Here is a 22,047-nt window from a genome sequence, read left to right as displayed (position 1 = left end):
CGCTTAAACATCTCTTTTTCGCAATAACCGCAATGCGTTAGCCGTCACCAATGCGGTGGCGCCTGAATCCGCTAATACCGCCAGCCACAAGCCGGTTAAACCCAGCAACGTGGTCACCAGGAAAATCCCTTTCAGCCCGAGCGAAATCGTAATGTTCTGGCGAATATTGGCATTCGCTGCCCGCGATAACAGAATGATCTCTGCCAGCCCGGTAAGCCGGTTATGGGTCAGTGCAGCATCGGCTGTCTCCAGTGCCACATCAGTGCCACTGCCCATGGCGATACCAATACTGGCCGCTTTCATTGCTGGCGCATCATTAATGCCGTCTCCGACCATCACTGTCGGCTGAGCTTCATTTAGCGCCATCACCGCCTGCACTTTATCTGCGGGCAACAATCCGGCACGGTAATCAATTCCCAACTCACTGGCAATGGCCGCTGCCGCCCGTGGGTTATCGCCGGTTAACATTACACCCTGAATGCCCAATTTTTTCAGTGAATCAATGGCTTGCTTAGCATCGGTGCGCAGTGTGTCGCGCAGCGCCAGTAAGCCAATAAACTTCTCATCCTCCAGTACGGCGACGGCAGTTTTGCCGCTGCTTTCCAACTGATCGAGCTGCGTTTGCCACTCATCGGTCAATAACCCTGCGGGCAACTTACCGGGCGCACTGACAAGCACCGCCAGCCCATTCACGCTGCCCTCAACGCCGATACCTGCCAGCGCGCGACGCCCCTCAGCCAGCGGCAGCAGTGGGGTGTTTTGTTGTGCTCGCTGCATAATCGCGACAGCCAGCGGATGGTGCGATCCGGCTTCGACTGCGGCTGCCAAAGCCAGCAGGCGGGTTTCACTTACGCCACCGACCGGCAGAACATCGGTCACTTTCGGTTTACCCTCGGTCAGTGTGCCGGTTTTGTCGAAAGCCACGGTTTGAATGCGCCCAAGTTGTTCCAGTGCCGCGCCGCCTTTGATTAGTGCACCGCGTCGCGTCGCCGCCGCCAGTGCGGAGGTAATGGCCGCTGGAGTCGAGATCACCAGTGCGCACGGACAACCAATTAGCAGCAATGTCAGGCCGCGATAAATCCAACTTTCCCAAGGTTCGGCGAAAGCCAACGGCGGCACCAGCATCACCAGCACCGAGAGCAGCATAATCGCAGGGGTATAAATACGGCTGAAACGGTCAATAAAGCGCTCAATGGGGGCACGACGTTCTTCTGCTAATTCAATAAGTTGCAGTATTCTGTCAATGGCGTTATTACCCGGCTCTGAAATCACCCGCATCTCGGTGGCGCGATCGACGGATAAGCATCCCGCCGCGACTTTTTCGCCTTGCTGCCGCTCAACAGGGATTGACTCTCCGGTGAGGGCGCTCTCATCAAAGCTGGCGAACGGGGTCATTAATTCGGCATCCGCGGGCAGGCGGCCTCCCGGTGCAATTTCGATGATATCGCCGGGACGTAAACTGGCGACCGGAACTGAGATACGCTCACCATTTTTCAATAACAGCGCCTCTTCTGGCACCAGCGCCATCAGCGCTTTCACCCCACGACGGGCACGATTTGCGGCATAGGACTCCAGCAATTCGCCGATCATAAACAGCAACAATACCATCGCCGCTTCAGCAGTTGCGCCGATAAACATCGCCCCGATTGCCGCGACACTCATCAAGGTTTCAATGGCAAAAGGTGTACCTGAGCGGATGAGCTTCCAGGCTTTGGTTGTCACGGGAATCAGCCCAACAATGGTGGTCGCGGCGAAGGCGAACTCAGCCAGTTCGGTGCTGAATAGAGAGATTCCCCAACTGATCAACATCAATAGGGTTAATAGTGCTATTGGCAGGTATTCACGAAAGCGTGATTCGGGCGCTTCAACCTGATTTTCGGCAGATAATTGGGTATCAATCAGGATGAACCCAGCCTGCCTGACCGCCTGCTGGACTTGCAGACGAATATCCGTGCTGGCATCCACCACCAGTTTTTCCGTGGCAAACAGCACTTTTACATTTTCAATTTCAACCTGACTACTGACGGCATTCTCAATTTTTCGAGCGCAGCTTGGGCAGTCCATCCCTTTGATTTGCCAGCTAAAGCGCTGGCTCCCCGCAGGCATCGCTGCCGCAAGTATGTCGCTTTCGTCATCACCTTCATCTGCATGGATCTGACTACAGCAATCTCCATCCTTATGTGAGTGCTCACTCACTGATTTTACCGTGTCATTGCTGGTATTGGTTGTGTGTTGACTGCTGCAACCGGCCTGCTTTTTGGCATGAGAATGACCACAGCCACAGCTGCCCTGTGTCTCAGTTGAGTGCTTATGTTCAGAATGTGAATGCATAGTAGTGACCCCTAAACAGGATTTGGTAGATAACGGCACTCTACACCTTGGAGTTAACTCTAGAGTCAAGAGGGCAAATGAGAATAATTGCTAAAAAGGTTTTTTGATATCAGAAAGGACACGACTAAGGGGAACGCATCCTGCGCTTAAGGTTTTAGCTCCCTCCCTGGAGCCATGAGTCACATCAATCAGCTAAATAATGTGTTGCTGCACTACTTATTTACTCAATTACTTATGTACTCAATTACAAATAGAGCGATCTGACAATCAGGAAGTGCCCGACAAAATAGCATCCCGCGACGATGGCATCTGAAGCCCGGAAAGAGAAACGATAGCGGTTCAGCAGCCAAATACTGTGTGAAATCAGCAATAAAACCGTCCCTGCCAGCAATGAGAAGCTCAGGTCTGTGCTGCGGGCAAAGTATTGCTCACCAGCCATCCATACCATCAATAAAGTCATGCCCACGAATGCCACAATGGGCCAGCGCATCTCTTCCAACTTGGTCCAGATAGTGGCTAACAGCAACACGCCGACAATGATCAAAACTAAAGGCAGCGGCCAAAACAACGTGAAAGTCATCTGGCTGGCAAAGCTGACGGTGTACAGCAAATGAGAGAGGAAAAATGCCCCTAGCGCATAAAGTAAGCGCTCACTGGGTAGCAATAATAAGGCATCAGCAGCCAGGGTTGCCAGCAAACCTAATACAATCAGATACCCCATAGGGCCAAGAATTGGCGCTTGCCAGGCAAGTAAGAGTAACAGCAACAGAGTAACGGGTTTGAATACCCAACGCTGCCAGCGTGGGCCACGATAAGTAGCATCGACAAACAACCAACCAGAAAAGAATACGGCAAGGAATGGCCAGCTCATTATTTATCCTTTTTTCTATGCAGGTTTCAGCGAGATACCTGGGTTGTAATAAAAAAGCGCAACACCAATAACTTTGGGTATATACACTGAATAAGTGTAAAGGATGGAGGAGCAGAGTGATAGCGACACGAGAGTGATTTGAATGTTTTATAACACTAAATGCGCGGCAGTGCGCATAATCTGATTTAGCGGCAGAATCAACCGGCGCAGCTCTTGGTCTTGTTTGGCCCACATGTTATGTTAACGCCGATTTCCTTTCGCTAAATCAAGGGATAGAGGCAGATAACGTCATGACCAATGAACAGTTACTTTATCGTATTCAGTTTATAAATAACGGTAAGAATTATCAGCTCTATGTCCGCGAGGTAGGGCCTAGTAACCTCTTTGGATTTATTGAAATTGCTGATTTTGTCTTTGATAGCCAATCAACATTGCTGGTCGACCCCTCAACAGAAAAGCTGAAGACCGAGTTTTCAGGTGTTAACCGCAGCTATGTTCCCCTGCATTCAGTCATTCGCATTGATGCCGTGACAGAAAAGGGTAGCGCCCGCATCTCTGAATTGGGCAATAACGTGATGAGTTTCCCTTATTTACCAGGCAATAAGCCTTAATACTGGGTCATAAAGCTAAATCGGGTCATAAACCCAACTACCGCTATTGGGTGTGATTTTAAGGTCAAACCTTATGAGTAAACCGCCGTTATTATTGATTGCCGTGGTGGTATTGATCGTTGTACTGGCGACTCGTCAGTACTGGCAGAAAAAACGGCAGGATGCAGAAAATGACCGCGCGCCTGTGCGCAGCTTGCAAGTTGAAGTTGCTGAAAAGCGGGAGGTCTTGGCCCCTAATCGCCGCTCGCGTCAGCGCGAAGAGATTGTCGCCGAAGAAAAGCGCTATGAAGTCTATTTCCAACCACTTTTTAGTGGAATGGAAGTGAAAAATAACAGTAAAATCAAAATGATATTGCCACAGCAGGAGTATAACCGCATAGAGCAAGGCGCACAGGGAACATTGCGTTTACAAGGCACCCGCTATATTGGTTTTACCTCCAATTCGGCGGCCAAATAAGCCGTTGCCGCCATAACCGTTTAGAAATGGCAGCTTAGGTAATAGCTTCGCGGCAGAAGCTCTATTTTTTAGGCAGTGGTGGCTGTTTCTTTTGCCAGGCCAGTAATTCAAACACCCCGAAGACAAAAATCTTAAATTGTTGTAAGCCACTGATCGGTTGATCTTTTGGTTGGGTGGATTTGAGCAAGACCAGTTGCAGACCATGCATCAAAACCATAAATATCATGGCAACATTAATAAAATATCTTAAAGGTGTAGGGAACGGTTGGAACAGATTCAGCAGCAAGAAGAACCACACTCCTAACATCAATAATCGGCCGAGATTAATCCACATGGTGTTGCTCCTGTTCTTCAACTGGTTCACCATCTTGGTGCGCCATTTTACGGCGAATATAGAGGCGATAGGCCACCTGCCCGGCAACCTTCTCGCGATGCAACTGCCAACTGGCAGGGAGGTCGGTGGTGGCACTCTCGGCTTCGGCTTCGACATAAATCCAGGCATCGGCAGTCAGCCAGTTAAATTGCTCTAGTAACTTGATGGTTTCAGCTAACAAACCTTTACGGAACGGAGGATCAAGGAATACCAGATCAAAGGGTTGTCCCGGTTGAGCTAACCACTGTAAAGCGTTGGTATTCACAACTTGCCCATTATCGGCGCTCAAGAGAGTCAAATTATTGCTCAGTTGTTTAGCGACATGCCGATCGGCTTCCAGCAATACGGCTTCGCCAGCTTGGCGGGATAGTGCTTCCAGCCCTAAGGCTCCGCTACCCGCAAAGCAATCCAGGCAGCGAACGCCCTGAATCATGGGAGCCAGCCAGTTAAACAGTGTCTCCCTGACCCGATCCGTTGTCGGGCGCAGTCCAGGGCTATTTGGCACCGGCAATTTACGCCCTCGCCATTTGCCACCAATAATCCGGATCTGCCCTGCGGACTGTTGTGGTGCTTGTTTTTCTTTTGCTATTGGTCGCTTTGCCATAGATCGCTTTACTTGAAAATAGGCCAGTATTGCAGCACTGAATAAAAGAGTTAGCGTCTATTCTACCTATAGCTCCCTCGAGGGGGAAACGTTAAACTTTTGTTGATTGAATTCACACTAGAAAGCAGCATTGTGCGCGTGTTGCTGTTCAGGGGAAAGTGATAGACTTGCGAACTATTATCTTATTTATGCAAACCCAAAGTAATTAGAGTCCAAAATGGCAAAAGAAAAAAAACGTGGATTTTTTTCCTGGCTGGGTCTTGGCCGTCAGAGTGAAGAACAAACAGCAGAGCCATTGGCTACTGAGAAAGAAGGTGTTGCTGAGCAAGCTGAAGAGCAAGTTAGCAGCGAAAAACAGGCTGAAGTTGCATCTGAAGTGATATCTGAAAGTCAGTCTGCTGATGCCGATGGGCATGAACAACCGGCTGAACACTCTGCGGTAACACCAGGTGAGTGGGATAGTGCTGCTATCAGTGAAGCTGCCGCTGAAATTCTGCCAGAGGTGGATGCTGAACCTACCGCTCAGGTCGTCGACGAACCGCTCAATTTATCTTCAGAACCCGAGTATTTACAGCATCATTTCTCTCAATCTCAAAGTGATGATAACAGTGCTGATGAATGGGATGAAGGTACTGTCAGTGCGCCAGAACTGCCGATAACGGAAGAGAGCATTGCTATCGAGACACCGGCACCACAAGCCATTGTGGAAGAGCCATTGGTCGAGCTTCTCGAGCAAACGGTGGTCGTTGCAGAAGATGCTGCCGTTGACGACGAAATTGAACCGGAAGAAGTGCTTGAAGAGGTCACTGCTCCAGTCGCGGCGCAAGAACAAGAGCGGCCAACCAAAGAGGGCTTCTTCGCGCGGTTAAAACGCAGCTTACTCAAAACCAAGCAGAACCTCGGTTCTGGTTTTATGGGGCTGTTCAGCGGTAAAAAAATCGACGACGATCTGTTTGAAGAGTTAGAAGAACAACTCCTGATCGCCGATGTTGGTGTTGAAACCACCCGCAAAATCATCACCTCATTGACTGAACATGCTAGCCGTAAGCAGCTAAAAGATGCGGAGGCGTTATATAGCAAGCTCAAAGAGGAGATGTCCGAAATTCTGTCCACAGTAGACAAACCACTGGATGTTAGTGGTAAAAACCCATTTGTTATTTTAATGGTTGGCGTTAATGGCGTGGGCAAAACGACTACCATCGGTAAACTGGCGCGTCAATTCCAGGCTGAGGGTAAATCCGTTATGCTGGCTGCGGGTGATACTTTCCGCGCAGCTGCGGTAGAACAGCTGCAAGTTTGGGGTGAACGCAACAAAATTGCCGTGGTGGCTCAACATACCGGTGCGGACTCCGCCTCGGTGATTTTCGATGCCATTCAAGCGGCTAAAGCCCGTGGTATTGATGTGTTGCTGGCCGATACTGCCGGGCGTTTGCAAAATAAAGCCCACCTGATGGAGGAGCTGAAGAAGATTGTCCGGGTGATGAAAAAACTGGACGGCGATGCCCCCCATGAGGTTATGCTGACGTTAGATGCCAGTACCGGACAAAATGCGGTGAGTCAGGCGAAACTCTTTAATGAAGCCGTGGGTCTGACCGGGATTACTCTGACTAAACTGGATGGTACCGCCAAAGGCGGGGTGATTTTCGCCATCGCAGATCAGTTCGGTATCCCAATCCGTTATATCGGTGTTGGGGAAGGCATAGAAGATTTACGGCCATTCAAGGCTGACGATTTTATTGAGGCTCTTTTTGCCCGAGAGGATTAATACGGATGATTCGCTTTGAACAGGTCAGTAAAGCTTATCTAGGCGGACGACAGGCGTTGCAAGGAGTAGATTTTCATCTGCGACCAGCGGAAATGGCGTTTCTCACCGGCCATTCTGGCGCAGGGAAAAGTACGCTGCTGAAACTGATTTGTGGTATCGAGCGCCCCAGTGCCGGCCATATTTGGTTTGGTGGTCACGATATCAGCCGCTTGAAAAACCGCGAAGTTCCATTCCTGCGTCGCCAGATCGGCATGATCTTCCAAGATCACCATCTGCTGCTGGACAGGACGGTATACGACAACGTAGCCATGCCATTGATTATCGCCGGTGCCAGCACTGAAGATATTCGCCGGCGCGTATCAGCGGCGCTAGATAAAGTGGGGCTGCTGGATAAGGCGAAGAACTTTCCGATTCAGCTTTCTGGTGGTGAACAGCAGCGCGTTGGCATTGCCCGAGCAGTGGTGAACAAACCCGCGGTATTACTGGCAGATGAGCCCACCGGTAATCTGGATGACGCGTTATCCGAAGGTATTTTGCGCTTATTTGAAGAATTTAACCGTGTGGGCGTTACCGTCTTGATGGCAACCCACGATACGTCGTTGATTGCCCGGCGGCGCTACCCGATTCTGACGCTAAGTCAGGGGCGAATGTCAGGAGCGCACCATGGCGAATAGTGCACAGAAAGCTAAAACCAGAGCGCTGAAAGGCGGTTGGCGTGAACAGTGGCGCTATTCGTGGGTCAATGCGATCGCCGATATGATGCGCCAACCACTGGCAACTCTCTTAACGGTGATGGTGATTGCTATCTCACTGACACTGCCAAGTGTCTGCTATATCGTGTGGAAGAACGTCAGTCAGGCGGCAGACCAGTGGTATCCAACCCCGCAACTGACAGTTTATCTGGATAAAGCTCTGGATGATAACGCGGCGGAAAATGTGGTCACCACACTGAAAGCAGAAGCCGGCGTCGAGAAGGTCAATTATCTATCGCGGGAAGAAGCGATGGGTGAGTTTCGCAACTGGTCCGGTTTTGGTGGTGCGCTGGATATGCTGGAAGAGAACCCGCTGCCCGCTGTTGCTATCATCACACCCAAGTTGGATTTCCAAAGCTCTGGAACACTGGATACCTTGCGAGACCGCGTCAGTAAAGTGGAGGGGGTCGCTGAAGTCCGCATGGACGACAGCTGGTTTGCCCGTCTGGCCGCTCTCACGGGCTTGGTTGGGCAGGTGGCGGCCATAATTGGCGTGTTGATGGTGGTTGCCGTGTTCTTGGTGATTGGTAACAGTGTGCGTTTGAGCATTTTCAGCCGTCGCGATACTATCAATGTCATGAAGCTGATTGGTGCTACTGATGGATTCATCCTACGGCCGTTCCTGAATGGTGGTGCGATGCTGGGCTTCGGTGGTGCGGTTCTGTCGCTGCTGCTCTCTGAAGCGCTGGTTTGGAAGCTCGGATCAGTGGTTACACAGGTAGCGACGGTGTTCGGCACCAGCTTTACACTGCATGGCCTAAGCTGGGATGAGTGCCTGCTATTGGTCTTGATCTCCGCCATGATTGGCTGGATCGCCGCCTGGCTGGCGACGGTGCAACATTTACGCCGATTTACACCGCAGTAAAGAATGTTTGTTATACTCTTTCCCTGCGGTGTTTAGTTAAAGCAGGGAGAGAGGCGCTGTTTACCCGTGAATTCCATCGACGTTTTCTGCTATGTATTGCAAATTATTGACTACGATCCGCTGCAAAAAATGTGATCCAGCATGAACTTTTTTGGCAATACTCGGTCGAAAAGCACAGTGAAATGATAAGGTGCCCAGCGCTTGAATCTGTCTAAGCAGATGCTAAAATATCGGCGCTGAGAGAAATCTGCACTTACTAGCCAATGCAATGAGAGGGTTTTGAATGACCAAAGAAATGCAAACTTTAGCCTTAGTACCCCAAGGTAGTCTGGAAGCCTATATTCGGGCTGCCAACGCCTATCCAATGCTGACAGCAGAGGAAGAACGGGAGCTGGCTGAACGGCTGCATTACCAGGGCGATCTGGGAGCGGCTAAACAGCTTATCCTGTCTCACCTGCGCTTTGTCGCTCATGTTGCCCGTAATTATTCTGGGTATGGTTTGCCACAGGCTGACCTTATCCAAGAAGGTAATATTGGCTTGATGAAAGCAGTTCGCCGCTTCAACCCTGAAGTTGGGGTGCGTCTGGTCTCCTTCGCGGTACACTGGATCAAAGCAGAAATTCACGAATATGTTCTGCGTAACTGGCGGATTGTTAAAGTCGCGACCACTAAAGCTCAGCGTAAGCTGTTCTTTAATCTGCGTAAAACTAAGCAGCGTCTGGGCTGGTTTAACCAGGATGAAGTCGAGTTGGTTGCCAAAGAGCTGGGTGTGACCAGTAAAGACGTTCGCGAGATGGAATCACGTATGTCCGCACAGGATATGACTTTCGATCCATCTCCAGATGACGAAGCACGTGATGGTCAATCTATGGCCCCAGTCCTGTATTTGCAGGATAAAACTTCTGATTTTGCCGATGGCATTGAAGAGGATAACTGGGATAACCACGCAGCAGACAAACTGGCTTATGCGTTGGAAGGTTTGGACGAGCGGAGCCAGCATATTATCCGTGCCCGTTGGCTGGATGATGACAACAAGTCTACGTTGCAGGAGTTGGCCGATCAGTACGGTGTATCCGCTGAGCGTGTTCGGCAGCTTGAAAAAAATGCGATGAAAAAATTACGTATGGCAATTGAAGCCTGATAGGGCGATTCAGCGATTGTGATACCACAGAAAGGGCGATATTAATATCGCCCTTTTGCTTTTCTGGCACTCAAGGCTGATCTGGTTAACCTGGTTTGAAATCGTACAAAGCCGCAGAGTTAATTACTCATCAAACTGATGGCAAATCCCGATGATTCGACCTGGAACGGTGAGGGCTGGTGGAAGAGTAAAATGTCGCACCAAGGCGGAGAGGTTCGAGCCTCCAAGGATGGATTTACGGCGTCTTTACGATCTGCCTGTTCTCCCCGCCACTGGCATTTTTCGTTAATAACTCCACCTCTAATGATTGCTGCAAGTTATCGCTGCCAGCCCTGCGTGCTACGACTAAAACCACAGGCGTGCATAAAACCCGCTATGGCCGCGCGATTCTCGGCTGTGACCTGCTCATCACCCAGCGCCCAGTGCTGAACGGCCGGCAGCTGACGCAATGTTTCTTCAATCAGATATAACCCCACGCCACGCCGACGCGTCACTTCTCTGACACACAAATCCTGAAGCCTGGCATTTTGACCATTCACAACAACTTTCACCGCACCTAACAGGCGCTCATTAAAGCGCGCAGCAAAGAGCGGATTACCGTCGATAATCCATTGTTGCCAGCTGGTTTGCTGCTGCTCAGGCCAAATCTTCGCTAAATCGATAAAATCTTGATGAGTCAGAGCTGTTAATCGTTCAATAGTCAGTTTCATCGCCAAAAGACCATAAAAAAGTAAAGGGAATTATGCTGTGGTTTATTGTACTAGATCACAGACCAGAGCGTTGTGTAAGTTTTTCTGTACGTGCTTGGGGGAAAATGTTTTTTCGATACTGCATTTTCCGAGTTTTAACTGAGTAAATGGTCACGCAACCAGCATAACCCACTATCATTTGAGTAAAACCCATTCAATTTAATCCTAATTTTATGCTGTTTACACCGCTTGTTTCTGCTTGTCTGAGTTGATTTACAGCATAAAACTCCTGTTTAATAACATGAAAAATAAAGTCTTATTAGAAAAAAGCATCACTTTTGAGACTAAATCATTATTACATATGAATAAAACGTAGCGGCACGATAAAACGTTAAGACCAACACAACAAGCACGTTCACAATGACAGATGGGGAATTCGCGGATGAAATTAACAAAAGGTAAAGTGTTGCTGGCTGGGTGTATCGCGATGGCGATGAGCCACTCTGTACTGGCGAAAGACATTAAAGTTGCCATTGTTGGCGCGATGTCCGGCCCGGTAGCCCAATATGGTGACATGGAATTTACCGGTGCACGTCAGGCTATTGCTGATATCAATGCCAAAGGTGGAATTAAAGGCGATAAACTGGTCGGTGTGGAATACGATGATGCCTGCGACCCGAAACAAGCCGTTGCTGTTGCCAACAAAGTCATTAATGACGGTATCCGCTACGTTATTGGTCATCTTTGCTCTTCTTCGACTCAGCCTGCATCAGACATTTATGAAGATGAAGGCGTGATTATGATCACCCCTGCCGCGACAAATGCTGATCTAACCACCCGTGGTTATAAAATGATTATGCGCACCACGGGTCTGGATTCTGATCAAGGCCCAACTGCCGCTAAATATATTCTTGAGACCATCAAACCTAAACGTATCGCAGTTGTGCACGATAAGCAGCAATACGGTGAAGGTCTGGCGCGTTCCGTGCGTGATAGCCTGAAAAAACAGGGTACAGAACCTGTGCTGTTTGAAGGGGTGACCGCCGGTGATAAAGATTTCTCAACTCTGGTTGCTCGTCTGAAGAAAGAGAATGTCGATTTCGTCTACTTCGGTGGTTACTACCCGGAGATGGGGCAAATTCTGCGTCAGGCTAAGCAAGCCGGTCTGACCGCCCGCTTCATGGGGCCAGAGGGCGTGGGTAACTCCTCACTGTCCAACATCGCCGGTGATGCGTCCGAAGGTATGCTGGTGACATTACCGAAACGTTATGATCAAGTGCCGACAAACCAACCTATCGTTGATGCACTGAAAGCGAAGAAGCTGGACCCAACTGGCCCATTCGTCTGGACCACCTATGCCGCATTGCAATCGCTGACTACGGCGATGGAGCGCACTGGTAGCCAGGAACCCGCTGATTTGGTCAAAGATCTGAAAACCGGCAAGCCGGTCGAAACAGTGATGGGGCCATTGAGCTGGGATGATAAAGGTGATTTGAAAGGGTTTGAGTTCGGTATTTTTGAATGGCACGCGGATGGCTCATCTACCGCAGTCAAATAACAATAATATTAGAAACATCAAGTTGTAGGGTTGCTCCCGCAGCAACCCGGCCCCTTTTACCCGTTGCATTCCCCCCAGGTTTCGGGGGGATTTTCCTCTCTGCACACAGTAGATTAGGTGCAATTGGCTAGGGCAGCCAGGCAAGTGAATCAAAGGGTTAGGGTATGTCAGAGCAGTTTCTGTATTTTCTGCAACAAATGTTCAATGGCGTGACGTTGGGCAGCACCTATGCGCTGATCGCCATCGGTTACACCATGGTGTACGGCATTATTGGCATGATCAACTTTGCTCATGGCGAAGTGTATATGATCAGCAGCTACGTCTCATTTATCGTGATAGCCGCATTAATGATGATGGGGATTGATGCCAGCTGGTTATTGATTGGCTGTGCTTTCCTGGTCTCAATTGTGATCGCCAGTGCTTATGGCTGGAGTATCGAACGGGTGGCATATAAGCCGGTTCGTAGCTCTAAGCGTTTGATTGCACTGATTTCTGCAATTGGGATGTCTATCTTCCTGCAAAACTACGTCAGCCTAACGCAAGGCTCCCGGGATCTGGCGCTACCGAGTTTGGTGACCGGCCAGTGGACCTTGGCTGAAACCAATGGTTTCGCCGCCACTATCAGCACCATGCAACTGACGATCTGGATAGTCACCTTCCTCGCCATGTTGGCGCTGACACTCTTTATCCGCTACTCCCGGATGGGCCGCGCGTGCCGCGCCTGTGCTGAAGATTTGAAAATGGCTAGTCTGCTGGGCATTAATACGGATCGAGTCATCTCACTGACCTTCGTGATCGGGGCATTGATGGCGGCAGTTGCGGGCGTATTGCTCGGCCAATTCTATGGCGTGATCAACCCATACATCGGCTTTATGGCTGGCATGAAGGCATTCACTGCGGCAGTATTGGGCGGCATCGGCAGTATTCCAGGCGCGATGATCGGCGGCTTGATTCTGGGGGTTGCGGAAGCACTGACCTCTGCTTATCTCAGCACCGAATACAAAGATGCTGTTTCATTCGCATTGCTGATTGTGGTGCTGTTAGTCATGCCGACTGGGATATTAGGCCGTCCGGAGGTTGAAAAGGTATGAAACAGCTCAACTTCGTCAACGCCATTATCTCCAGTTTCGTCCTGCTGGTTCTCGCCTCGTTTGTTATGGGGCTACAGTTGCAGCTAGATGGCACCAAACTGATCGTGCAAGGTGCCTCGGAAGTCCGCTGGCTGTGGATTGGCGCGGCATGTATCGTGGTGTTTTTCTTCCAGTTGGTGCGCCCGGTTATCCAACAGGGCATCAAGAAAATCTCTGGCCCCGCCTGGGTACTGCCCAGTTTTGACGGCACCACGCCTCGGCAGAAATTATTCGCCACCGCGATTATTATCGCCGCAATTGCCTGGCCGTTTTTGGTCTCCCGAGGTTCAGTTGATATTGCAACCCTGACGCTAATTTATGTCATGCTGGGGCTGGGATTGAATGTCGTGGTGGGCTTATCTGGCCTGCTGGTGCTGGGCTACGGTGGGTTTTATGCCATCGGTGCATACACTTACGCGCTGTTGAATCACTATTACGGTTTAGGCTTCTGGGAAAGTTTGCCGCTGGCTGGGATTGTCGCGGCGCTCTCCGGTTTCTTGCTGGGCTTCCCCGTCCTGCGCCTACGTGGGGATTACCTGGCGATCGTAACACTCGGTTTCGGTGAAATTGTGCGTATTTTGCTGCTCAACAATACCGAAATCACTGGTGGCCCGAATGGCATTAGCCAAATTCCTAAACCGACACTGTTTGGTCTGGAGTTTAGCCGCACCGCAAAAGATGGCGGCTGGGATACCTTCCATAACTTCTTTGGCCTGACATATGACCCAAGCGATCGCATCATTTTCCTGTATATGGTGGCACTGCTGTTGGTGATTTTGACCCTGTTTGTGATTAACCGATTGCTGCGTATGCCGCTAGGCCGGGCATGGGAAGCGCTGCGCGAGGATGAAATTGCCTGCCGTTCACTGGGCCTTAGCCCAACCAAAATCAAGCTAACGGCGTTTACCATCAGTGCGGCCTTTGCCGGTTTTGCCGGTACGCTGTTTGCTGCCCGACAAGGTTTTGTCAGCCCAGAGTCTTTTACCTTTGTTGAATCGGCTTTCGTGCTGGCGATAGTGGTCTTAGGGGGGATGGGTTCACAGTTCGCGGTCATTCTGGCGGCGGTAATACTGGTGGTTTCGCGCGAGTTAATGCGTGATCTCAATGCCTACAGCATGTTGCTGTTGGGGGCATTGATGGTATTGATGATGATTTGGCGACCGCAGGGCCTGTTGCCAATGAAACGGCCACAACTGAAGCTGAAAGTAGCCGAAATCAACGCTAAACAGGGGGAGAAAGCATGAGTACGCAACCTTTGTTAGCCGTTGAAGGGCTGTCGATGCGTTTTGGTGGATTACTGGCGGTCAACAATGTGGGATTGACCCTTAATCAGGGGGAGATTGTCTCACTGATTGGCCCTAACGGGGCGGGAAAAACCACCATTTTTAACTGCCTGACTGGATTTTACCGCCCAACTGGCGGCACCATTAAGTTACGTGATCGCCATCTGGAAGGGCTACCCGGCCAGATGATTGCCCGCATGGGCGTGATTCGTACCTTCCAGCACGTGCGTTTGTTCCGCGAAATGACTGTCGTAGAGAACTTGCTGGTGGCACAACATCAGCATCTTAAAAGTGGTGTTTTTGCCGGTTTGCTGAAGACGCCGGGCTTTCGTCGCGCAGAAGCTGATGCCCTGGAACGTGCCGCAACCTGGCTGGAGCGTGTCGGCTTATTAGAGCTGGCAAACCGACAGGCAGGGAATTTAGCCTATGGTCAGCAACGGCGTCTGGAAATTGCCCGCTGCATGGTGACCCGGCCCGAACTATTGATGCTCGACGAACCTGCGGCAGGTCTGAACCCGAAAGAGACTGATGAACTGAATCAGTTGATTATGGAGCTACGAAGCCAGCATCAGGTTTCAGTTTTGTTAATTGAGCATGATATGAAACTGGTGATGGGTATCTCTGACCGCATTTATGTGGTGAATCAGGGAACGCCGTTGGCACAAGGCACTCCCGCTGAAATCCGTGATAACCCGGATGTGATTCGGGCCTATTTGGGTGAGTAACCTTATGTTGAGTAAATGGAAAGCGGGCGAGGCATAAACATAACATGTTGTCATTTAATCAAGTTTCAGCCCATTACGGCAAAATTCAGGCGCTGCATCAGGTTAGTTTACATATTCAACAGGGCGAAATTGTTACGCTGATTGGGGCCAATGGTGCGGGTAAAACGACATTGTTGGGAACATTATGCGGCGAGCCGCGCGCCACTGAAGGCAGCATCGTTTTTGGTGAGCAGGATATTACTGACTGGCAGACGGCTCGCATTATGCGCGAGGCAATTGCGATTGTACCTGAAGGCCGCCGGGTGTTTTCGCGCATGACGGTTGAAGAGAATCTGGCGATGGGCGGCTTCTTTGCTGATCGCCAGCAATATCAGCAGCGCATTGAGCGCGTTTACGACTTGTTTCCACGGTTGTTTGAGCGGCGTATTCAGCGGGCAGGGACGATGTCCGGTGGTGAGCAGCAGATGCTGGCGATAGGCCGTGCATTGATGAGTCAACCTAAGTTACTGCTTTTAGATGAGCCGTCACTGGGGCTGGCGCCGATTATTATCCTGCAAATATTTGATACTATTCAACAGCTAAGAGAAGAGGGAATGACCATCTTCTTAGTTGAGCAGAATGCGAATCAGGCGCTGAAATTGGCTGATCGTGGTTATGTACTGGAGAATGGGCGTATTGTTCTGGAAGATACAGGGGCTGCTTTACTGGCGAATGAAGCTGTGCGTTCAGCTTATCTGGGGGGTTAAGCAGCCATAGCTATTACGCAGGATTCTCTTTTAAGGCCCGGTAACGGGCCTTTTTATGGTGAAAATATAACATTATCAATGGGCTAATCAGTATCATGCCTCAGGGGTGATCGTAAAATTCAGTGTGTCGCTATAACTACCTTTATCAGTAGTTTCAGTGCTATAAACCTCAATTCTAGGTGACCAACATGCCTCATTTTTGTGTCGTGCTAACTCAACCCAATTTCCTTGCTCAGGTAGAACGACGATGTCCTCTTGATAGTCATTGCCATCTAGAAATATCTTGTAGTTAATAACGTTATTGCCGGATTTTTCAATTAATTTAAAATGTTGACCGTCTGCAGATAACCCATTTGTATTGTCGACGCTAATCACATAACCATCATCATTTATCCCCATCCCTCGGTAGCTGATACATAAGCGATTGGCCTCTGGATGTTTCAGTGGAGCCTCTAAGCCGCGAGCTTTCCTATCGAGCAACGTATCCAGATCAATGGGCTTTAATTCCCATGTTGCTGATTTTAAAATAAACTTAGGGGGAATTTTCAACGCATCTGGTGGTGAACTTGGATCAAAGTCTTTGCACTGATTGCCTAATGGGTTAAAAGAAACACCCTTTGGATCAACAACAAGTAATTGAGCATGGTCATCAATAGATTCAAGAAGGCCAATAGTTACGCCGACTCTTACAGCGGCAAGAGAGCGAATAATATGAGAGGGAACTACAAATGAGACATTATAGAATGCCGTCCCAGTAATAGTTTTAGAGTCAAGTACCCATTCATTATTGGGAAGGGGCGATACTATGCCGTTGCCATTAATAGATAAATTACTGATAGTGGCTGGATAATATGAACTTAATTTATCACCATCCTTATCATAAAGATGGAATGATAATAATGGGTGCAGATCATCAGAATCCTCAGTTTTTTCAGATAAATCATCTACCACATTTGCCCGAAAAGAGACTTCTACGCTGTCATCATCTAATAGTTTTATTGAGCAATTAGCATAGTCTTTGACGAACTCAGGCGCTGCCATCACGGCGGGAGACAGTATTAATAGCAATAGCCCCATAAATAAGTGTTTATTGATTATATTCACTTGGTATATCTCCATAACTGTCAGCTGTTTATTTCGAAGATTAATGTTAGCTGCCCTTGATATTTTCCAGCAGTATCTTGCCCATCAGGTGCCAGGGCCGAAATATGTAATAGATAATCGGCACTATTCTGGCTGGTTGTACCTTTGTCGACAGTAAATTTTTGTGGAATAGCGGCTAACGGCTGTAGATGGCCAGCCCTGCCCCACTTCACCTCGGCTGGCAGGAACGCCAATGCTACTGAATGTGCAGCACTGGTTTCGCGGGTGAGTATTAATGGCGTCTTAACCGAAATAGTGAAACTCTCTGCCTGTCGAAGTTTTACCCTCACTGGCACTTCTGCCTGAAAAAGAGACCGATTTTCTGGGGTATTCTCCAGCTTAATGTTGCTATACCAACCACCGCCTGTCGGATTTTCGATCTCAATTCTTTCTGGTGCAGTGACATCTAATTTGACATCAATACTTCCTAGCGGAATCGGAGCTGTCGCTGAAGCTACCTGACAGAGAAGTAATAATGATATGGCGACTATTGTGATAATTTTCATAACGCTCCTTGTCTTTAATCGACAGTGCATCTCAAGCTAAAGGTTTTATCCTCAATCATTCCCTGTATATCTCTGGCTGCCAGTTGCCGACGTTGCTCGGGATAGAGATTAAAATCTTTGATATCCTGGCCTTGGGCTATTAGTTGGTGCCACCGCAGACGGGTATTACCGATATTTTGTAACTCTATCCCCCCGTTGACACAGCGGTGCTCCCACTGGTGCTGCGATGATGCTGGCAAATGCCTGATCAACCCCATATAACTTAATTGCACACCTAATACCGCCCCATGACCGCCCTTAACCCGCAGGTTTTTTTCAGGGGCCACTGATAACCGATAGACCTGCTCTTTCTCCGGCGCTTGTAGCGCTTTCAGGAGTACTCTTCCGCTCTGCTTGGGGCCGAGAGTCAGTTTGGCTGGAACGGCAAACAGTGACGGCTGCAGTTGTTCCCCAACTGCGGTCAATGATTCTTGCTCGGGTGATACACCGGGGTTATTGACTTGATATAGCTGGACCGTGATGTATTCGGTCATTGAGCTGCGATTGATAACATTTACCACAGCATTGGCCTGTCGCATCTCCAACACATGTGGCTGAATATCAATGGCGCCAAATGCACTGAGCGGTAGCAAACTAACCGCAATTAAGAGTAAAAGGTTCATTATCTACCTTCCCGCTAAGCTGTTTGACTGGCAAGGTGATCGGCGTGCCAGGGTATAGATTCAGGCTGTCAGCCAGTTTGGAGTCATTGGGTGATTTGAGTTGTTCAAACTTACTGTGGACGCTACCTGTGGAACTCAGCATCAAACGGTTGTCGGGCATACATTGATGCTGCCAATGGCGAGTTTGTGCCGCTAGAGGTGGAACATGGTGAATCAGCACCCCATAACCAATACTGATAGTCATAGGCGCGTGAATTTTACTTTTATCGGCTTTGTTCACAACGGCTTTGGTCTCGACTATCGGATCGATATATAGACGATAGAGTGTTTCTTGCGTTGGCGATTTTAGCGGTAATAACTTGATATCCCGCTTCTGTTTCGGCCCTAATGTAATTCGGTTAGGGTTAAAAATCATTTCAGGCTGAGGAATATCACTAATCAGGGTTTTTTTCTCTGGATTGATACCTGGGTTATCGACCCGTTGCAGTGAGATATCTAAATAGAGTGGCTTATCACCGCTGTTATAGACTTGTATCGTGCGGTGTTGATCCAGTGCATTAACCGTAGTTTTGACGGGAATGACTGATAATTGCCCGTAAGTTGCAGTAATTGGCAGCAACAGTAAAAAAGCGGCTGATAGTAACTTATTGTGTTTCATTATAATTCCTGTTGATGTTAATTCGAGTGGCACTGGTAAATATGATCATGCTGCCGACGCATATCGCAGCGATAACGGATTGAGCCATTTTGGACAGTAATTTCTCTCAATATGGTATTTGAACTAATGGAGAACAGCCCATTAGGGTGGACGGCATCACCTGTCTCCTGAATAACTCCGCTGACGGGTTGCCCACGGAGATCTTTGAGGAATCCGTTGTAAAGCAGGCTTAAACTAATGTCTGCTTTACTGGAGAAGACCTGCCCGGGGTGCGCCCGTACAATATTGACCGGTAGCTGAATATGCATATCCAGATCACTACGGTCATTATGAGTAGAGATAAAGAAACGATCCTGATAGCGGGGAATCGGTATGGCATAGAGGCCGCCGCCCGTTATTGGATGGCCTTCTGCCTGGAAGCTATAAGGCGTATCTGATAATTCTGGCGTTTCTATTAATAGTGCCGAGCCGCTGTAGCTACTACGCCCCAGAGCTACCCCTTGTGGGCTGACGGCGAGCATACCGTTATAACTGATCCCACCATTGGCTATTTTGCTATCAATACCTACTCGGGCGGATATATCTCCACGGCTTCCACTACGATGCGCAAAGCTGCCGATACTATTGTTACTCCCACTGGTACTGCCATTAATACCCAAAGAGCTGGTGCCATGGTTATCGGTGAACTCTTTTTGGTAACTGGCACTGGTGGTTAACTGTTGCTGTGCATAGACGCTGTTTATGCTGGCGCTGCTCTGCTGGAAAGAGAGTGTAGTATTGAGAAAAACACCATAGTTATTATCGCGATAGCTATAGCTATTTGTTCTGTTCCACAGGCCCCCTTTTTGTACGCCAAGGGAGAGGTTTAGGCCAAATTGTGGGTGCCGCCAGTCCCAACTGCCCTGAATACGGTGCTGTCTACTGCGTTCATATTGATTAAATTGGTAACTGAGTTGAGTTGGCCCAAAGCGACGACTGTAAGATACAGATGTACTGCCGTAGTTTGGTGCATATATTGATACATCTGGTGTTTGATATCGAGCTACTGATAGATAGCCTAATATAGTATTCCCGCCATTCAAGCGCAGATATCCACCACCATGTTTTTCACCAGACATCATGCCAAGGGTCGGGGTAATCGTCAGATCGGAGAAACCCCATGGGCGCGATATATTCCCTTCAGCGGCCCAGTGATGGGCATTATCTTTAAGCAGCGAAATATTTGTTTGTAGATTTTTTATATTCATACTGCGGCCAAATTGCACTAAATAAGGGTGAGCTCTATAAGGGTGATCTCTATTAGGATTTTTATTGCGTACCGTCCCTTTTCCCATGGTGACAAACCAACCATTATTGGTTTGAGTACTGATATTGCTGATGATTTGGCTTTCCTGGCTGATTACGCGGCCAGTATTATCTACTAAGCGAATTTCAACGTTATAATAGCCGCCAGGCAGTTGATTATAATTAATTTCATTGCGGCCCAGTTGTGCAGGAATACGACGAGTAAGTTGATTATCGCGGTAAATCTCAAAATCCCCATCCGCAGTGGCATATAACACCAGGCTACCCGCAGAGGGCTTATCAAGAGCCAAATAGCTTTGGCTACCCAAGGTGATAAATTGGTCTAACGCCGGGTTAAGTAAGGTGTGAATGCTACCGGCGCTGTTATCTAGACTATTTTGCCTGCCTGTTCGTAAATAGAGTGTCTGAAAGTTCTTTTGTAGATACCAACTATCAATTCCTTTCTGGGTTTGGTGTTGGTACTGGGGGGTGTTCCTTTGCAGATAATTACTCTTCGAACGTGTGGTGTTATAAAACCAATTTATAAAACCATATGATTGCAAAGGCAAACCAATATAGCCCTGACCACGACCAGATATAGCTCGGTAGTTTTTGGCCGTCATGCGCAGATCAAAAGATTGGTTATGCACCAGGCCCCACGTAGTCGGTGGCATCAAGTAGCGGTTGTTGCTATTGTTTATTGTGATGACATTATTAATTTTATCCAGCATGATATTATGGCCAGATAAAATATAGTCACAACCATTTTGACATTGTAAATAGGGGAGTTGAGCTAGGATCTGTTCTAACAATATAATTGATTGTTCACTAACATTGTTGTTTCTATATTTTTGCTTGTCAAAACTTAATTGCTGTTTATCTTCTGAAAAAAATAGCGGGCCAGGCAAGGTTTTGCCATCTAACACGCCAATTAATTGCAGTGTATTATTTTCTTCAGCGGCAGAGAATCCTGCAGGGACTAAGTACTCAATGGATATATCTTCTGCCCACGCTGGATTAAATGTAGGAAATAATAAAATACATAAAATCAACTGATTGTCTTTTAGTATCTTTGCCATTGGATTCCATTCCGCGATTAATTATTATAAAATATGGTCTTGCTTAGGGTTAAATGCTTTTTTAATTTAACTAAAGTATAGGCTCCACAACGAGCTTAATTGTTCCTTTATATATTTTGGTGTCAGATAGGGGCGTAACACTCATTCCAAATTTTTTGTCTATGTTGTCGATAGTGATGTGTTATCAATATTTTTTACTGCCATTTAAGGATAATTAACTCAATGGTTCTAAGGTAAAGGTAAGTATCCCAGTGTATAACTCTCCCGCCTTTATAAGGACAGACCCTGGTATAGCTTCAATCCTTAGCGGTATTAACAAAGGGACTACATCATCATTACCTGGTAGAAGTATTGATACTTTGTTAATTTTTACGGGATTGGCAGATAATAAACGCTTCTCCCCGTTATTTGTACTAATAGATACCTCCATGGGAAAGCCTTTATATCCCCTCCTCGTAAGCGTTGTCAATTCAGCGTCGTCGTTGATACTCAGATTATATCCCTGCTTAGCATCAGAATTATGTCTTATTTTAAGACTTAAGGCACTGCTCATGAAACGAGGCGCATGGCCATTATAATCTCCATATTCTAATACAATGACATCTCCCGGTGCAGATTTTGTCAGGCTCACGATATCCAATTCTAATATTGACGGAATTGTTGCTTCAACTTTAATCTCTTTGGTCACTGGCGCTGAGTAAACAACTGTGCTGCTAGCAAACATTACCATGACAACAAAGCGCAAAATCCATATCCATTTCATTGTAGTAATCACTCAATTTTCATAGCGTGAAAAATGCAGCCGAGAACTAAG

Annotated in this window: 22 protein-coding genes; 11 read left to right on the top strand and 11 right to left on the bottom strand. The window is 48.2% G+C overall.

What is annotated here, in order from left to right; translation table 11 throughout:
- Positions 1 to 3 precede the first annotated feature (3 nt).
- Together FFE93_RS19945 and FFE93_RS19940 are read right to left on the bottom strand one after the other, a co-directional pair.
- Positions 4 to 2,331, bottom strand: coding sequence for a zinc/cadmium/mercury/lead-transporting ATPase (locus tag FFE93_RS19945; RefSeq protein ID WP_138775860.1), 2,328 nt, complete (start codon positions 2,329 to 2,331; stop codon positions 4 to 6).
- Between the two features lie 244 nt (positions 2,332 to 2,575).
- Positions 2,576 to 3,202: a lysoplasmalogenase gene (locus tag FFE93_RS19940; protein ID WP_005274839.1), complete on the bottom strand. Its 627-nt coding sequence runs from the start codon at positions 3,200 to 3,202 to the stop codon at positions 2,576 to 2,578.
- Positions 3,203 to 3,492: 290 nt separating this feature from the next.
- Between FFE93_RS19940 and FFE93_RS19935 the strand changes: the two genes are divergently transcribed.
- Together FFE93_RS19935 and FFE93_RS19930 are read left to right on the top strand one after the other, a co-directional pair.
- Entirely contained in the window at positions 3,493 to 3,813 is a 321-nt protein-coding gene (locus FFE93_RS19935; RefSeq protein WP_005274836.1) for a DUF1820 family protein, read from the top strand.
- Between the two features lie 73 nt (positions 3,814 to 3,886).
- Positions 3,887 to 4,270 carry a DUF2500 domain-containing protein gene (locus tag FFE93_RS19930; RefSeq protein ID WP_057648672.1) on the top strand — a complete coding sequence of 128 codons (384 nt, stop codon included), beginning with the start codon at positions 3,887 to 3,889 and terminating at the stop codon, positions 4,268 to 4,270.
- Positions 4,271 to 4,331: 61 nt separating this feature from the next.
- Here FFE93_RS19930 and FFE93_RS19925 read toward each other — a convergent pair whose 3' ends face one another.
- Positions 4,332 to 4,604 (bottom strand): DUF1145 family protein, encoded by a 273-nt coding sequence (locus FFE93_RS19925; RefSeq protein WP_049602597.1) that lies wholly within the window; start codon positions 4,602 to 4,604, stop codon positions 4,332 to 4,334.
- Complete coding sequence (gene rsmD / locus FFE93_RS19920) at positions 4,594 to 5,247, bottom strand: 16S rRNA (guanine(966)-N(2))-methyltransferase (RefSeq protein ID WP_138775858.1); 654 nt, start codon at positions 5,245 to 5,247, stop codon at positions 4,594 to 4,596. Before rsmD ends, FFE93_RS19925 begins: the two co-directional genes overlap by 11 nt.
- Before the next feature lie 217 nt (positions 5,248 to 5,464).
- Here rsmD and ftsY point away from each other — a divergent pair, with 217 nt between their 5' ends.
- The 4 genes from ftsY (at position 5,465) to rpoH (ending at position 9,770) form a co-directional block, all read left to right on the top strand.
- Positions 5,465 to 7,012, top strand: a complete 1,548-nt coding sequence (ftsY, locus tag FFE93_RS19915) for a signal recognition particle-docking protein FtsY (RefSeq protein WP_057648668.1) — start codon at positions 5,465 to 5,467, stop codon at positions 7,010 to 7,012.
- A gap of 5 nt (positions 7,013 to 7,017) precedes the next feature.
- Positions 7,018 to 7,686 carry a cell division ATP-binding protein FtsE gene (ftsE, locus tag FFE93_RS19910; protein WP_004391337.1) on the top strand — a complete coding sequence of 223 codons (669 nt, stop codon included), beginning with the start codon at positions 7,018 to 7,020 and terminating at the stop codon, positions 7,684 to 7,686.
- Entirely contained in the window at positions 7,676 to 8,629 is a 954-nt protein-coding gene (gene ftsX, locus FFE93_RS19905) for a permease-like cell division protein FtsX (RefSeq protein WP_032898010.1), read from the top strand. The genes ftsE and ftsX overlap by 11 nt, the downstream gene beginning before the upstream one ends.
- A gap of 283 nt (positions 8,630 to 8,912) precedes the next feature.
- The gene (rpoH, locus tag FFE93_RS19900) at positions 8,913 to 9,770 is read left to right on the top strand and encodes an RNA polymerase sigma factor RpoH (RefSeq protein WP_005274819.1); all 858 of its coding nucleotides are present in this window, start codon (positions 8,913 to 8,915) and stop codon (positions 9,768 to 9,770) included.
- Between the two features lie 317 nt (positions 9,771 to 10,087).
- Here the strand turns inward: rpoH and panM are convergent, their stop codons facing one another.
- On the bottom strand, positions 10,088 to 10,480 hold the full coding sequence (gene panM / locus FFE93_RS19895; RefSeq protein ID WP_138775856.1) for an aspartate 1-decarboxylase autocleavage activator PanM: 393 nt from the start codon (positions 10,478 to 10,480) through the stop codon (positions 10,088 to 10,090).
- 421 nt (positions 10,481 to 10,901) lie between these two features.
- On the opposite strand from panM, the gene FFE93_RS19890 reads away from it, so the two are divergent.
- The 5 genes from FFE93_RS19890 (at position 10,902) to livF (ending at position 15,901) form a co-directional block, all read left to right on the top strand.
- The gene (locus tag FFE93_RS19890; RefSeq protein WP_004875846.1) at positions 10,902 to 12,017 is read left to right on the top strand and encodes a branched-chain amino acid ABC transporter substrate-binding protein; all 1,116 of its coding nucleotides are present in this window, start codon (positions 10,902 to 10,904) and stop codon (positions 12,015 to 12,017) included.
- 164 nt (positions 12,018 to 12,181) lie between these two features.
- The gene (gene livH / locus FFE93_RS19885; protein WP_005274815.1) at positions 12,182 to 13,108 is read left to right on the top strand and encodes a high-affinity branched-chain amino acid ABC transporter permease LivH; all 927 of its coding nucleotides are present in this window, start codon (positions 12,182 to 12,184) and stop codon (positions 13,106 to 13,108) included.
- The gene (locus FFE93_RS19880) at positions 13,105 to 14,391 is read left to right on the top strand and encodes a high-affinity branched-chain amino acid ABC transporter permease LivM (protein WP_049602599.1); all 1,287 of its coding nucleotides are present in this window, start codon (positions 13,105 to 13,107) and stop codon (positions 14,389 to 14,391) included. Before livH ends, FFE93_RS19880 begins: the two co-directional genes overlap by 4 nt.
- The gene (livG, locus tag FFE93_RS19875; RefSeq protein ID WP_049602600.1) at positions 14,388 to 15,155 is read left to right on the top strand and encodes a high-affinity branched-chain amino acid ABC transporter ATP-binding protein LivG; all 768 of its coding nucleotides are present in this window, start codon (positions 14,388 to 14,390) and stop codon (positions 15,153 to 15,155) included. The genes FFE93_RS19880 and livG overlap by 4 nt, the downstream gene beginning before the upstream one ends.
- A gap of 44 nt (positions 15,156 to 15,199) precedes the next feature.
- On the top strand, positions 15,200 to 15,901 hold the full coding sequence (livF, locus tag FFE93_RS19870; RefSeq protein ID WP_004875850.1) for a high-affinity branched-chain amino acid ABC transporter ATP-binding protein LivF: 702 nt from the start codon (positions 15,200 to 15,202) through the stop codon (positions 15,899 to 15,901).
- A 93-nt stretch (positions 15,902 to 15,994) separates the two neighbouring features.
- Here the strand turns inward: livF and FFE93_RS19865 are convergent, their stop codons facing one another.
- The 6 genes from FFE93_RS19865 to FFE93_RS19840 all read right to left on the bottom strand — a co-directional run bounded on the left by FFE93_RS19865 (position 15,995) and on the right by FFE93_RS19840 (position 21,996).
- Complete coding sequence (locus tag FFE93_RS19865; protein WP_138775854.1) at positions 15,995 to 17,005, bottom strand: hypothetical protein; 1,011 nt, start codon at positions 17,003 to 17,005, stop codon at positions 15,995 to 15,997.
- Between the two features lie 20 nt (positions 17,006 to 17,025).
- Positions 17,026 to 17,544: a fimbrial protein gene (locus tag FFE93_RS19860; RefSeq protein WP_099460559.1), complete on the bottom strand. Its 519-nt coding sequence runs from the start codon at positions 17,542 to 17,544 to the stop codon at positions 17,026 to 17,028.
- Between the two features lie 20 nt (positions 17,545 to 17,564).
- Positions 17,565 to 18,212 (bottom strand): hypothetical protein, encoded by a 648-nt coding sequence (locus tag FFE93_RS19855; RefSeq protein WP_032898006.1) that lies wholly within the window; start codon positions 18,210 to 18,212, stop codon positions 17,565 to 17,567.
- Positions 18,184 to 18,870, bottom strand: a complete 687-nt coding sequence (locus FFE93_RS19850; RefSeq protein WP_005274800.1) for a hypothetical protein — start codon at positions 18,868 to 18,870, stop codon at positions 18,184 to 18,186. The genes FFE93_RS19855 and FFE93_RS19850 overlap by 29 nt, the downstream gene beginning before the upstream one ends.
- Positions 18,871 to 18,887: 17 nt before the next feature.
- A complete protein-coding gene (locus tag FFE93_RS19845; protein ID WP_138775851.1) occupies positions 18,888 to 21,233 on the bottom strand; it encodes a TcfC E-set like domain-containing protein in 2,346 nt (781 codons plus the stop codon).
- A gap of 214 nt (positions 21,234 to 21,447) precedes the next feature.
- Positions 21,448 to 21,996, bottom strand: coding sequence for a hypothetical protein (locus tag FFE93_RS19840; RefSeq protein WP_032898005.1), 549 nt, complete (start codon positions 21,994 to 21,996; stop codon positions 21,448 to 21,450).
- Positions 21,997 to 22,047 lie beyond the last annotated feature (51 nt).

It is taken from the genome of Yersinia sp. KBS0713, from assembly GCF_005937895.2.
Lineage (GTDB): Bacteria > Pseudomonadota > Gammaproteobacteria > Enterobacterales > Enterobacteriaceae > Yersinia > Yersinia bercovieri.
This window is presented reverse-complemented; position numbering and strand designations above follow the sequence as displayed.

What these genes read in the sequence shown, in the direction of transcription:
- FFE93_RS19945 (WP_138775860.1), bottom strand. Translation starts at nt 2,331, where the DNA reads ATGCATTCACATTCTGAACATAAGCACTCAACTGAGACACAGGGCAGC.
- FFE93_RS19940 (WP_005274839.1), bottom strand. Translation starts at nt 3,202, where the DNA reads ATGAGCTGGCCATTCCTTGCCGTATTCTTTTCTGGTTGGTTGTTTGTC.
- FFE93_RS19935 (WP_005274836.1), top strand. Translation starts at nt 3,493, where the DNA reads ATGACCAATGAACAGTTACTTTATCGTATTCAGTTTATAAATAACGGT.
- FFE93_RS19930 (WP_057648672.1), top strand. Translation starts at nt 3,887, where the DNA reads ATGAGTAAACCGCCGTTATTATTGATTGCCGTGGTGGTATTGATCGTT.
- FFE93_RS19925 (WP_049602597.1), bottom strand. Translation starts at nt 4,604, where the DNA reads ATGTGGATTAATCTCGGCCGATTATTGATGTTAGGAGTGTGGTTCTTC.
- rsmD (WP_138775858.1), bottom strand. Translation starts at nt 5,247, where the DNA reads ATGGCAAAGCGACCAATAGCAAAAGAAAAACAAGCACCACAACAGTCC.
- ftsY (WP_057648668.1), top strand. Translation starts at nt 5,465, where the DNA reads ATGGCAAAAGAAAAAAAACGTGGATTTTTTTCCTGGCTGGGTCTTGGC.
- ftsE (WP_004391337.1), top strand. Translation starts at nt 7,018, where the DNA reads ATGATTCGCTTTGAACAGGTCAGTAAAGCTTATCTAGGCGGACGACAG.
- ftsX (WP_032898010.1), top strand. Translation starts at nt 7,676, where the DNA reads ATGGCGAATAGTGCACAGAAAGCTAAAACCAGAGCGCTGAAAGGCGGT.
- rpoH (WP_005274819.1), top strand. Translation starts at nt 8,913, where the DNA reads ATGACCAAAGAAATGCAAACTTTAGCCTTAGTACCCCAAGGTAGTCTG.
- panM (WP_138775856.1), bottom strand. Translation starts at nt 10,480, where the DNA reads ATGAAACTGACTATTGAACGATTAACAGCTCTGACTCATCAAGATTTT.
- FFE93_RS19890 (WP_004875846.1), top strand. Translation starts at nt 10,902, where the DNA reads ATGAAATTAACAAAAGGTAAAGTGTTGCTGGCTGGGTGTATCGCGATG.
- livH (WP_005274815.1), top strand. Translation starts at nt 12,182, where the DNA reads ATGTCAGAGCAGTTTCTGTATTTTCTGCAACAAATGTTCAATGGCGTG.
- FFE93_RS19880 (WP_049602599.1), top strand. Translation starts at nt 13,105, where the DNA reads ATGAAACAGCTCAACTTCGTCAACGCCATTATCTCCAGTTTCGTCCTG.
- livG (WP_049602600.1), top strand. Translation starts at nt 14,388, where the DNA reads ATGAGTACGCAACCTTTGTTAGCCGTTGAAGGGCTGTCGATGCGTTTT.
- livF (WP_004875850.1), top strand. Translation starts at nt 15,200, where the DNA reads ATGTTGTCATTTAATCAAGTTTCAGCCCATTACGGCAAAATTCAGGCG.
- FFE93_RS19855 (WP_032898006.1), bottom strand. Translation starts at nt 18,212, where the DNA reads ATGAACCTTTTACTCTTAATTGCGGTTAGTTTGCTACCGCTCAGTGCA.
- FFE93_RS19850 (WP_005274800.1), bottom strand. Translation starts at nt 18,870, where the DNA reads ATGAAACACAATAAGTTACTATCAGCCGCTTTTTTACTGTTGCTGCCA.
- FFE93_RS19845 (WP_138775851.1), bottom strand. Translation starts at nt 21,233, where the DNA reads ATGGCAAAGATACTAAAAGACAATCAGTTGATTTTATGTATTTTATTA.
- FFE93_RS19840 (WP_032898005.1), bottom strand. Translation starts at nt 21,996, where the DNA reads ATGAAATGGATATGGATTTTGCGCTTTGTTGTCATGGTAATGTTTGCT.